We start from the raw sequence: 12,010 nt of genomic DNA, 5'->3' as shown, positions 1-12,010 counted from the left end.
ATCACCAAGAACCGCTTCGGCCTGCCGGTACGCCCCGTCTCGGCAGGCCGATGTCGTGATCCGGGAGCAGCTGCCAGCGGGGTATAGAACCTAAGGAGAAACACATGATCACCATCAGTCCTGACACACTAACGATCACCGCGACGGACCGTGCCAGCATGGACCGTGAGCTCGATGAAGCAGTGAGTGCTGCCCGGGCAATAGCAATGCGAGAACGACGCTGTGGAATACTCGTCTCACGCCATGGACACGACTCTTTCACGGTCACCCTCAGCGATTCTGTGCCCTTCGGCTTGACCAGGGAATTCCAGGATTGGTGACCTGAACCCGTACGGAGCCACTCTCCCGCGAAGAACCGCTGGCAACTCGACGCCGATGCAGCCCGCGCGGCGGTCGCGCTGGGAATGTCACACTCAGTGTCGCCGAGATAGATCACGTCACCCTTTCGCCGGAGCCGTCTCGGGGCCCGCATATTGTCCGAAGTCCCGCCGGGACTGCCTCGAACCAATCGGGCCTACTTGGATCCCAGGGCTCGCTCCTGTACCAGTCGAGCGGGTTAGCCTCGTTCTGACCGGAGGTGCTCAGCGCCAGGGAGTTGGCTCCAACCTCGTCCTCAGGCGGTCACCGAGCCCGGGGCTTCCCAACGGGAGCCGATTGGCTTCCCAGAACGGCCAAGGCCCCACTAATGCTTGTTTCATTCACTATCCACACAATTGACAGTGACGTATGCGCCATACAAGCATAAAGATGCGCGTTTAGTGCATTTTCCGCGACGTACGATACATGTAATCGACGCGAAATCGACGATTTTAAGGTTGACATATGGCCGTATCCATCAAGGCGACACCCGAGAAGATCCCAAGCTGGATGTTTCTATTGGTTGCTGTCCAAACCCAGCTAATCAACACGAGCGCTCAGGCTGCTCCCATACAGATCGCCGCATAATGGAGCTTCTTATCGTCGCCGATGACCTCACCGGGGCGGCTGACGCCGCAGTACCGTTCTCAGGGAACCGAAAAACTGCTGTGTTAGTTCGTCCCGCAGTCACTTGGCCGCCCGCAGACGTCCTTGCGATTAATACTGAAAGCCGTTACATCGACGGCCTCAGTGCGAGGAAAACGGTGGTTGAGCTCGTCTCACGTGCCGGCCAGAATGGCGTCCGCGTCTTCAAGAAAGTCGACTCGCTGCTGCGAGGCAACGTCGGAATCGAAATCGCGGCTTCCCTCGAAGCGTTGCGTCGGCCCGATCGCCCCGTGCTCGCAATCGTAGCTCCCGCGTTTCCCCGAACCGGACGCACGACCCTCAACGGAATCGTGCATGTGGCGGGCCGTCCGCTCGGCGGCCAAGGTCGCGTAGCAGATGTGCTGTCCGGGGCCGGACTAAGCCACGCGCTTGTCTCGGCTGACGACTGGACTGACCCTACGTCTCTCGCCGTTCGCTTCCAACAGATCCTCGCATCGCATATCGACACCGCCATCGTCGATGCCTGGAACGATTCCGACTTGGCCGCCATCGTCGCGGCCGCCAAATCTCTTGGCGACCAGGCACTCCTCGTCGGCTCCGGAGGCATCTCGGCGCCGCTCGCCGCCTCACTCGAATGCGACGTTCCGGAGACCCCAGCGCGGCCGATCCCCACAGTCACGGGAGGCCATCGGGCCGGAGGCAACTCCCTCGTCGTCATCGGAAGCTACGCGCCCGCGAGCCGGGCACAACTAGATGAGCTCGTCAGAGCCGGGTTCAAGCATATCCATCTCGACCACACCAGCAGACTGGACGAGGGAGGCGCCCCTGGAACAATCGACGTCGGTGCAACGATAGCCACACTGATCGAGGCTCTCCATCAGGGACAAGCTGTGCTCACTCCAGATCACGCAGCCGTCCTGGACAAGAAGCGAGCGAAGACCGTAGCCGCCGCTCTCGGCGCGACGGCCGCCGCGGCTGCAGCCCATGCATCCTCAATCGTCGTGTCCGGCGGAGAGACAGCCATGGCAGTGCTAAACCACCTCGGCGTGGCCGTCCTGAACATCCGAGGAGAAATCCTGCCAGGGATCGTTGACGCCGAGATGCCCGGCCATATACAGCCGTTCATAACCAAATCCGGCGCGTTCGGCGACGTCGACGCACTCACGTCCGTCGTCACATCCATCGAACATCGACCAATCACAACAGCAGAAGGAAAGCAACCTTGAATCGTCCGATTGTAGCCATCACCATGGGAGACCCCGTAGGAATTGGACCGGAAATCATCGCAAAAGCCATGCTCGACCCAGTACTGCACTCCGGAGCACGCGTCTTTGTGATCGGAGATCTAGGGCGTCTTGAAATGGCCATGAAAGTCGTCGACAGCCCCCTACGGACGCGCCGCATCGAGTCCGCCGACGAAGCCTTGTTCTCCCCTGACATCATCGACTGCTTCGACATTCCCGGTCTCGACCCCGAGCTGCCTTGGGGCATTCTTTCGCCGGAAGCCGGACATGCGGCCTACCTCTACCTCGAAAAGGCGGTGGAGCTGGCCCTGAAAAGCGACATTGATGCGATTTGCACTGCGCCGCTGAACAAGGCCGCACTACACGCAGGCGGACACAATTATCCAGGCCACACAGAGCTTCTCGCGGAACTCACCGGTACACCCGAAGTGTCCATGATGCTGACCACGCCCAAGATGCGCGTGATACACGTAACCACCCACGTCGGCCTCGTCGACGCAATCGCCCGGATCGACGGAGCAATCGTCTATCGCACGATCCGCCGCGGTCACGACCTCCTCGTTCGCTCAGGCGTCGAGAATCCGCGCATAGCGGTCGCCGCCATCAACCCCCACGCGGGCGAGAACGGCCTCTTCGGCAACGATGAAGAGGCTCAAAAAATCACGCCGGGAATTGAACAAGCTCTGGCGGAAGGCATCCCTGTGGAAGGACCTCTTCCCGCGGACACTCTGTTCTTTAAGGCCGGGCGGGGAGACTATGACCTGGTCGTGGCCATGTACCACGACCAGGGCCACGGACCTGTCAAAGTCCTTGGGCTCGAGAACGGTGTCAACATCACGGTGGGTCTGCCCGTAGTCCGCACATCCGTCGACCACGGCGCGGCCTTCGACATTGCGGGCAAGAATATTGCGGATCACGCGTCCATGCTCGAAGCCATGCGTGCCGCCGTCGAACTCGCTGGAGAGCGCGCCGAGGTGAAATAGTCGAACCATGAATGCTAACGGGCGACGAACATCGATAGCAGCAATACTCGAGGTCCGTCCGGCCACGGTCGAAGAGCTCGCCGAAGAATTCGGTGTATCGCTTTCGACGATCCGGCGGGATCTCGAGCGCCTCACCACCAGCGGTCGAATCCATCGCACCTATGGAGGCGCCGTCACCGCAGGCTACTCTCCACGCGAGCAGAGCCTCCAGGAGCGCGAGCACATTGCCCGCGATGCGAAGCGCATGATCGGGCGGTTCGCCGCTTCGCTCATCGCTCCGGGCTCCGTCAATCTGCTCGATGCCGGCACGACCGTCGGCGCTCTCGCGGAAAACCTGACAACCCGGCAGGAACTGACCATCATCACAAATGGGATGACGTGCGCCCGGATACTCGAGCACGCGGAGGGTGTCGACCTCGTGTTGCTGGGAGGATCCCTGCGTCACGTCAGCTCCGGAACTGTCGGCCCCCTCGCGGAAGCGGCATTGAGTTGTCTCACCGCGGACGCGGCATTCCTGGGGGCCGATGGGGTGGATCCCCTGCGTGGTCTCAGCGAAACCACTGATCAGCAGGCTTCGCTCAAACGCGCAATGATCTCAGCAGCCGACGAGATTTATGTGCTCACCGACGCCAGCAAATTGGGTGCCACGTCGGCACACTGGTGGGCGGCGATCGATCGTCCGTGGACCCTTATCACCGACTCAGCCATCACCCGCGAGCAACTCGCCATATTCCAAGGCCACTCCAATATCAGTTTGCACGTCGTATCCGACTAGATAACAAACCAAGGAAATTGAGCTCGTGACCTACGAGCCAGCAAGGACCGCTACGATTACATGCCTTACCGGAGGGCCGGGCGCAGCGGGCTGAAACTTCCAGCCGTCTTTCTGGGCCTGTGACAAACTTCGGTGACAACAAGCCTTTCGAAACGAAGCGGGCTATTGCCGGGCCTTTGACCTTGGGGTATTCGAATGTCTGATCGACTCCTCCGAAGTGCGGAGATCCAACCGATAATGACATCAGTGACGGCTCCGTCCAAGCCAAACGACGTCGGAAGATTGACGAACTAGCTATGTCACTAAGTTTCGACGGGAGGCAGTAAAGAAGGTCAGGGCTGGCCAGTCGCAGTCCGAGTACACTGGGCAGCTAAATTTTTACTTGGCCTTGATTGACGAAAGGCTCCGGCGATCGGTATGCAATAACACCGTCGGAAGTCCGATCTGCGTCACCAAGATCGATCACTCAGTGCGCCACGCGCTCAACCGGCTGGACTGTTCGATCGCCCAGTCCTTGCATTGGCCGATGGTCCTTGCGGCCGAGCCCGCGTTCAGTCGACCGGCCTCACGACGGCGAGTACGGAAAGCGCTCGGGCATGGCCGAGGAGGTCGACTCGACCTACGAGATCGTCACGATCACCCGGCGCGGCAGGACCGCAGCGGTGCTGTGAAGTTCGCCGACGACCTCGAGTCCCTCCGCGAGACCATCTACTGGCCCTTCAAGCTGGGAACCGGGAAAGCGTCGCCGAGGGTCGAGGCCCCACCGCCCAAACGAGGCTGGTGCTCTCCATGTCCCACCTTCAGAAAATGACCTCGCTGCGTCGAAGCGGCTCCCACAGGTGGATATCGGGCGGCAGCGCCTGGCACACGGCATCCGCGCGACGCCGCAAGCCGCGCGCCAAGATCCTGCTGTTGGACCCCAAAGGGGGAAAGGCGGGCACCGGGTATTACCGGCATTCAGCCATGTGAATGACCAGCCGATGAGTTCGCGCATGGAAGGGATGCGCCTTAATTGTTGCGCTATTCGCAGCAGAGTGCATCTAGCGCAACAGATTGAATCCTGAGAGGTGTGATCTAAATCGCATTTGCTTTTTAGGTAGTGACACAGCGCACGTTAGGGCTAATATTTCACTGATGCACAACTGTGTATCACAGTGATCTATCAGTGAGGCGCTGACGAACCGCAGCAACCTACTTCACGTATCTCGGCAAGGCGACGACGACCCGAATACATTCATCCGAAGGACGAGAGCATTGGCCATACGAGAACACACCGCAGAACCCACGAAGATCCACCATGAGTGGGATGCCGACCTGGAACCAGTCCTGACAATCGACTCCGGCGACATCGTGCATTTCGATATCCAGGTAGCCGGCGAAGGCCAAGTCTGGCCTGGTGCAAGCTTCGACGAAGCTAAGTTCGACTTCGACTCGATTTACAACCTGTGCGGCCCGGTCTATGTCGCGGGCGCCGCACCCGGAGACATGCTCGAAGTTGAGATCCTTGACCTCCAAGCTGGCGACTGGGGATGGTCTGCATTCCTGCCGGGCCTGGGTTTGCTTCCCGAGGAGTTTCCCGAAGGCTACGTTAAGACCTTCGACCTCACATCTCGCCCCAACATCAACTTCGCGCCGGGGATCGAAGTTCCTCTCACGCCCTTCTTGGGCACGATGGGAACTCACCCAGGGACCCCGGGCCGGCAGGTGCCATTTCCGCCGCACGGGGGCGGTGGAAACATGGACAACCGACACCTCACTGCGGGAACCACTCTGTGGCTGCCCATCTTCGTCGAGGGAGGAATGTTCTCATGCGGCGACCCGCACGCAGCCCAGGGTGATGGCGAGGTCTGCGTGACCGCAATCGAATGTCCCATGAAGGCGTCGCTCAAATTCACGCTGCATAAGAATAAGGTCGTCGTCCCGTCCTTTCGTGTACCAGCGGGGGCCGTCTCGAAGAAGGACGAAAAGGGCTACTACGCGACGATGGGCATCGACTCCGACCTCATGAGCGGCGCGAAGACCGCTACCCGGGCGATGATCGAGTGGCTCGTCGACACGCACGGCCTCACCCGCGAAGACGCCTACGTTCTCTGCAGCGCGACCGGCGACCTGCGCATCATCGAGATCGTGGACTCGGGTGTCTGGAACGTCGCCATGACCATGCCGCTGGGCGTGTTCACGGGCAACAAGTGAGCTTCCCGCACCGAGTCTTCCCCCCATCGAATCCCCCCAGCCCGGCAACGACGCCGAAAATTGAAATGGAAGGAAAAAACCAATGACATCGACTTCCCTCGATGATGCACCGCTTACGGGTTTCCATAAACGGCTCGCCGGCTATGCATCAGGCGGAGCCTTCATGCAGGGGTACGTCCTCTCGATAACCGGCGTTGCGATGGTTCAGATCGCGCCGCAGTTGAACCTCGACCCGTTGCAGCAAGGGCTCGTGGTGGGATCGGCCCTAGTCGGCGGCTTGCCCGGCGCCTACTTCGGCGGCTACCTCGCCGATAAGTTCGGCCGCCAGACGCTCTACTCGTGGGTGCTCGGCATGACAATCGTATGTTCCATCGCGTCGTTCTGGGCCACGAACCTCGTAGCACTGATCGTCGCCCGGTTGCTCATAGGCGTTGCAGTCGGCGCTGACTGGCCAGTCGCGCAATCGCTGGTCGGCGAATTCATCCCGCGTAAACATCGGGGACGTCTACTGGGGATCTTCTGTGTGATGTGGTTCGTCGGTGCGGCAATCGCCTACGTCGTCGGGGCCCTAATGCTGAACAGCGTGGGCAACGACGCCTGGCGCTGGATGGTCGCCAGCGCAGCCGTGCCTGGAATTGCTTTCATGCTGCTTCGACGTGGCACACCAGAATCGCCACGGTGGCTGATGAGCCAGGGACGCGTCGCCGAGGCAGCGGCAATCATGCACAAAGTGTTCGGTCCCGAGGTCACCCTGGCTGAACTGCCCCAGGACGAAGACGGAACGGCCAGCATCCGCACCGTGATTCGCACGGGATACATGGGCCGTGTGATCTTCACGTTCGTCTGGTGGACGTGCTCCGTCGTCCCCCTCTTCGCCATCTACGGATTCGGTCCTGCGATCCTTACCGCACTGCACTTCGGCGACGGCATGGACGTCATCGGCTCGGCGTTCATTACCGTGCTGTTCCTCATCGGCACTGTGATCGCTGTCATGGTGGTCAACCGAATGGGCCGGCGCAAATTGATCATCCATAGCTTCGTGTGGTCCGGGATTCCCCTGCTCGTGCTGGGAATCTTCCCGGATGCCCCGGGCGGAATCATCTTCGCATTGTTCGCGATGTACGCGGTGTTCCTCGGTGGGACGCAGATTCTGCAGGCCGTGTACCCGGTGGAGATGTTCCCCACCGAGATCCGCGGCACGGCCATCGGCCTGGCGTTCGCTCTTGTCAATGCCTTCACGACGGTTGGCACGTTCCTCGTACCCATCGTGCAGACGCAGTACGGAATCGGCGTGACGATGCTGGGCGCCGCTGTACTGACGCTGCTGGGCGCTGCGGTCTGCATCAAGTGGGCTCCCGAAACACGGAAGCTCTCGCTCGTCGAGGCCGCCGAGCTCGCTCCCGGAACGCACTCGCTCGTCGAAACACCAATCGAGACGACCCTGGACGGCGTGAAGTGAGGCATGCTGTAGGACGCATACCTCGGTCCCCAACGGCCTGACTGACGTTAATCAAACAGCTAAGCAAAAAGAGTTTTCGATGAAAGCGCGGAGAAGCGGATGCGACCCCGTGTAGCGCCCCGGCAGTGGTGGAGGCTTGCGGTAACAGCAACCCTCCACCACCTGCTGCCTGTGGGCTAAGGACAATCAACCAGTGTCCTTGTCACCGAAATTTCCATGCCGTAATTCCGAAGAGCCTGCAGGGCTTTACCGAGGAGTCCCTTCCGGGCTCCCCTCCCTGGCCGACGGACGCTGGGAAGTTCGGTATGGCCCTTACAGACTCCAGTCGATCTACGTCCGTGACCACAAGAAGGGTCAGTGCATCGAGGCGAAGTGGACCCTGTCCACGCACCTTGTGGGACCCTTGTTCCCGCGACGTCCTCGCCGCCGCGAAGAAGGCCATACAGGCGAGGCGAGACGATTGCCGGCAGGGATCTCCTTGCCGAGATCAATCGGATCCTGACCGCCCCAACGAGACGCGCCGAGCGCCAAGCCACACAACGCACATACACAACCCGTCGGCCATCCGGAACCGGAGCCCGGGCCGGACCCGATCACCGAACCCGACGCTACGCCACCGGACCAAGTCATCGCCGAGTTTCCGCGGCGCCGCCACGGACGACGAATCGATCTTCTGGAGACCTGAGACATCGCCACCCCGGACAGCCTGACGGCCTGGCGCGAGTTCGTTGGGCACTTACCCGAAGAGCCCCAAGGCTGACACTGCCAGTGGTGCAGGCGCCATACGCTGAGGCGAGGTCCGCCAGTGACCGCGCCCGGTTCACATGGCTCGCGGCAGACACCGTCCTGGAAACCTCGGATGCGCAGGCCCGCTCCCGGCAAGCCCGAATCGCCATAGCCCGCAACGCGGCCAGCACGGCGACAGCAAGGCGGGGCCTTGCCTTCTCGGCCGCCGCGGGCATGGGAAAATCGACAGCGGCTCTGCTTCTTGTCAAACGCCACGAAAAGTCAGAGCCCAAGCGACTCGGACGCCAGGACGACCGGGAATTCGCGCCGGTGGTCTACTCCGTCGTCCCACCCGCCACGACACCGAAAATGCTCATGCAGGCATTCGCCTCGTGGCTGGGGATCCCGGCTCCCATCCGTGCCACCGCACCGACACTCACCGAACAGCTGGTCACGGTCATGCGGTCCCTGCAGACTACGTTGGTCATCGTCGACGAGGTGCACAACCTCAAAACGAACAGGCAGGCCGGAGCCGAGGCCGCAAGCACCCTAAACAGTTCGCGGACCGTCTGGACGCGACTTTCCTTTGCGCCGGAATCAATCTTCCGACAACGGACCTTTTCGCGGGCGAGATGGGGCGGCAGATCAAAGCCCGCATGATCCTGCACGAGATGACCCCTACTCCACCGCTGGACGAAAGCGGACCGTGAGTCATGGACCGACCTGGTGCTCGGGGTCGAAGAGCTCCTGCCGCTCGCCGCTCACGTCCCGGAGTCCCTTGCTGAGGAATCCCTCTACCTCTGGGACCGGACCGGCGGGAGCATCGGCGCCCTTCGCGGCCTTCTCTCGGACGCAGCCATTGGCGCGATCCTCGACGGCACCGAAAGATCGACCGGCATCGAGAATAACGCCACCCGCCACGCCCAACGCAACGGCGCCAGCGTCGAACAAATCGAAAACGCCCTCCGGAGACTATACCGTCGCGGGACAGAGTGGCTCGCCCAAGGCCTTCCCCACCTGGGCCGCGAGCCCGTAGACCACTTACGGAACTGACAGGTCGAATGAGAAAGAATCCGCAAGATTTCTCTCAGCCAACCTGTCGGCTCCCACGTCTCGACTGACAATTACAGTGCGAACGGTAAGTCTTGTCCACAGGCTTGACGCGCATCCGATCGCCAGACGGCGTGCCGACCAATATCGAGCGGCTTCCGCTCACCTAAATCCGTGAAAACCCAGACAAGCCCGTGCTATGGAAAAGGCACGTCAACCCGCACGCGCCACACTTCCCCGGTTTCGTGATCCAGGACAGTGACTCGGTGCCTTGGCGCAAGTGACAGGTAGGCCTCGACTTCACATCTTGTGAGGGAGTCTTTCGACCTGTTTCGTCCCGACGCGAGGTTCGCAACTGCCTTCGGCAACCAGCACGTAGCTTGGCCGGCAATGGGGCACGCGCCCGGCACCATACTGACGGTCGACTCGCAGGAGACCCCGGCGCCATCTTCGATCATCGAAGGATGCGCCCCAGTTTTCCCTTGCCGTGCCCGATGGAACTTCACCGTTCAGCCGAGCCTCGTAGCGGCCAGGGGCGAGCCGCCTTACCGAGATGCCAGCTCCTTCGTTCATGGGTATGGGCCGATAGATATCCACCACTCTGTCCAAGGAGGCGTCCAATCCCATTCGTGAGTGAACAGTTACGACAAGGCCAGTCAAAATCAGCCAAAGGGGTTGCGGCGGTCCGTTCGAGGCCACATATGCGTTCCAGGACCGGTCAATACGAAAGTTCGCATCGGTGTTACCGGGGTGCCAGCACGGGCTGGCGCTGGGTGCCGAGGCCGTCGATGCCGAGTTCCATGACGTCGCCGGGCTGCAGCCAGATCTGGGGTTTGAATCCCATGCCGACCCCGGGCGGGGTGCCGGTGTTGATCAGGTCGCCCGGTTCCAGGACGAGGAACTGGCTGAGGTAGTGGACGATGAAGTAGGGGTCGAAAATCATGGTGGAGGTGGAGCCGTCCTGGCGGCGAACGCCGTTGACGTCCAGCCACATGCCCAGGTTCAGGACGTCGTCGATCTCGTCGGGGGTGACCAGCCAGGGGCCGGCGGGGTTGAAGGTCTCGGCGGATTTGCCTTTGGACCATTGGCCGCCGCGCTCGATCTGGAAGGCGCGTTCGCTGACGTCGTTGACGACCACGAAGCCGGCGATGGCGTCGCGGGCGTCCTCGATGCTGTCGAGGTAGCTGGTGCGCTTGCCGATCACGATGCCGAGTTCGACTTCCCAGTCGGGTTTGGTTGATCCGCGGGGGATGCGGACGTCGTCGTTCGGGCCGATCAGGGTGTTGGGTGACTTGGTGAAGAGGATGGGTTCCTCCGGCACGGCCTGGCCCGTTTCGGCCGCGTGGTCGCTGTAATTCAGGCCGATGCACAGGATCTGGTGCGGACGCGCGATCGGGGAGCCGATCCGCTCGCCATCAAACGCCGTCACGTTGCCGGCGGCTGCCCGTTCGGCGACGAGCTCCGCGAGCCCGGCCATGCCGTCGCTGCCGAAGAAGGCCTCGTTGAAGTCGGGAACAACGTCGGATACGTCGACGTAGTGGGTGTCATCGATGCGGACAACGGGCTTTTCCGAGCCGGCCTCGCCGAGTCTCATGAGATACATGCGTGTTCTCCTGTGCTGTCTAGGGGATGGTGGATGTGTGAAGTGTCAGTGGCCGGATGCCGCGGTGATCCCTGAGCCATACCAGGGCTGCCGGGGGTGACCGCGGAGGACCTGTCCGGTGGAGTCGTCCCAGGCGGGACCTTCGGCGAGGACGTGGCGTTCATCCGAGGCTACGGTGGCTAGGAAGGTTGTCATGAGGCGGTGTCCTCGCTGTGGCCGGCGATGATCTTCCGGATGGTCGGGAGGTCATCGATGAGTGTCTGCAGAGGTGTCCGGTAGGCGAGGGCGCTGATGCTGATCGCCCCTGTCGGGACACTGGGGGAGGAGAGGTAGACCGGCAGCGCCAGACAATTGACGCCCGGTTCGTTTTCCTCGTCATCGATGCTGTAGCCGCGTTCCCGGGCCAGTGACAAGGCCGCGTGGAGTTCCTCCGCCGTGGTGGCGGTGTGTTCGGTCCGCCGATCGAGACGGCGGGCTCCGATCCACGTGCGTACTGATTCCAGGTCGGGGAGCTGCAGGGCCAGCAGCATTTTCCCGACTCCTGTGGCGTGCGCCGGGTTGCGCCCCCCGATGGTGGAGGTGAGCTTCATGGCACCGACGGATGGATCCACCTTGCCCCGGTAGACGACGTCGTGACCGTCCAGGACGGCGTAGTGCGAGGTTTCCCCGTACCTCTCAGACAGCTGTTCCAGGATCGGCTGAACCCTGAGGTGGTCCGGCCGGGCTTCGTGGTGGGCAAAGGCCATCCGCAGGAACTCGTCCCCCAGTGAGTAGTGTCCGCGCCCGTCCTGGCTGGCGAGTCCGGCCCGTCGCAGCGAGGCGAGGGCCCGATGGACTGTCGGTTTTGCACTGTTAAGAGTTTTCGCCAGTTCATCGAGGCTGCTGCCTTCCGGATGACGCGCCAGCTCAACAAGCACGGCCAAAACCCGGTCCGAGCCAACAAGGCGTTCGTCGGCTCCCTGTTCTGGCTTGTCATTTTGAGGAATACTGTTCATGATGTTCCATATCTTAGAC

At 61.6% G+C, this 12,010-nt stretch carries 12 protein-coding genes; 9 read left to right on the top strand and 3 right to left on the bottom strand.

All coding sequences use genetic code 11. The features are described from left to right. Nucleotides 1-104 precede the first annotated feature (104 nt). The 9 genes from AC4CS3_RS08290 (at nt 105) to AC4CS3_RS08250 (ending at nt 9,396) form a co-directional block, all read left to right on the top strand. On the top strand, nt 105-320 hold the full coding sequence (locus AC4CS3_RS08290; RefSeq protein WP_490783007.1) for a hypothetical protein: 216 nt from the start codon (nt 105-107) through the stop codon (nt 318-320). A 624-nt stretch (nt 321-944) separates the two neighbouring features. Further along, entirely contained in the window at nt 945-2,189 is a 1,245-nt protein-coding gene (locus tag AC4CS3_RS08285; protein ID WP_490783006.1) for a four-carbon acid sugar kinase family protein, read from the top strand. After that, on the top strand, nt 2,186-3,190 hold the full coding sequence (gene pdxA / locus AC4CS3_RS08280; protein WP_490783005.1) for a 4-hydroxythreonine-4-phosphate dehydrogenase PdxA: 1,005 nt from the start codon (nt 2,186-2,188) through the stop codon (nt 3,188-3,190). The genes AC4CS3_RS08285 and pdxA overlap by 4 nt, the downstream gene beginning before the upstream one ends. Before the next feature lie 7 nt (nt 3,191-3,197). Next, the gene (locus AC4CS3_RS08275; RefSeq protein WP_490783004.1) at nt 3,198-3,965 is read left to right on the top strand and encodes a DeoR/GlpR family DNA-binding transcription regulator; all 768 of its coding nucleotides are present in this window, start codon (nt 3,198-3,200) and stop codon (nt 3,963-3,965) included. 789 nt (nt 3,966-4,754) lie between these two features. After that, nucleotides 4,755-4,934, top strand: a complete 180-nt coding sequence (locus AC4CS3_RS08270; RefSeq protein WP_490783003.1) for a hypothetical protein — start codon at nt 4,755-4,757, stop codon at nt 4,932-4,934. 285 nt (nt 4,935-5,219) lie between these two features. Continuing rightward, nucleotides 5,220-6,158, top strand: coding sequence for an acetamidase/formamidase family protein (locus tag AC4CS3_RS08265; protein ID WP_490783002.1), 939 nt, complete (start codon nt 5,220-5,222; stop codon nt 6,156-6,158). An 82-nt stretch (nt 6,159-6,240) separates the two neighbouring features. Then, the gene (locus AC4CS3_RS08260) at nt 6,241-7,617 is read left to right on the top strand and encodes an MFS transporter (RefSeq protein ID WP_490783001.1); all 1,377 of its coding nucleotides are present in this window, start codon (nt 6,241-6,243) and stop codon (nt 7,615-7,617) included. A 768-nt stretch (nt 7,618-8,385) separates the two neighbouring features. Next, complete coding sequence (locus AC4CS3_RS08255) at nt 8,386-9,003, top strand: ATP-binding protein (protein WP_490783000.1); 618 nt, start codon at nt 8,386-8,388, stop codon at nt 9,001-9,003. 66 nt (nt 9,004-9,069) lie between these two features. Continuing rightward, nucleotides 9,070-9,396 carry a hypothetical protein gene (locus tag AC4CS3_RS08250; protein ID WP_490782999.1) on the top strand — a complete coding sequence of 109 codons (327 nt, stop codon included), beginning with the start codon at nt 9,070-9,072 and terminating at the stop codon, nt 9,394-9,396. 739 nt (nt 9,397-10,135) lie between these two features. Here AC4CS3_RS08250 and AC4CS3_RS08245 read toward each other — a convergent pair. The 3 genes from AC4CS3_RS08245 to AC4CS3_RS08235 are packed head-to-tail and all read right to left on the bottom strand — an operon-like array spanning nt 10,136 to nt 11,991. Then, the gene (locus AC4CS3_RS08245) at nt 10,136-10,996 is read right to left on the bottom strand and encodes a fumarylacetoacetate hydrolase family protein (protein ID WP_490782998.1); all 861 of its coding nucleotides are present in this window, start codon (nt 10,994-10,996) and stop codon (nt 10,136-10,138) included. A 45-nt stretch (nt 10,997-11,041) separates the two neighbouring features. Beyond that, a complete protein-coding gene (locus AC4CS3_RS08240; protein ID WP_490782997.1) occupies nt 11,042-11,191 on the bottom strand; it encodes a hypothetical protein in 150 nt (49 codons plus the stop codon). After that, nucleotides 11,188-11,991 carry an IclR family transcriptional regulator gene (locus AC4CS3_RS08235; RefSeq protein WP_490782996.1) on the bottom strand — a complete coding sequence of 268 codons (804 nt, stop codon included), beginning with the start codon at nt 11,989-11,991 and terminating at the stop codon, nt 11,188-11,190. The genes AC4CS3_RS08240 and AC4CS3_RS08235 overlap by 4 nt, the downstream gene beginning before the upstream one ends. Between the last annotated feature and the right edge of the window lie 19 nt (nt 11,992-12,010).

The sequence above is a fragment of the Arthrobacter sp. SE2 genome (assembly GCF_058244265.1).
The sequence above is the reverse complement of the archived record's forward strand: the minus strand, read 5'-3'. Positions and strand labels throughout refer to the sequence as shown.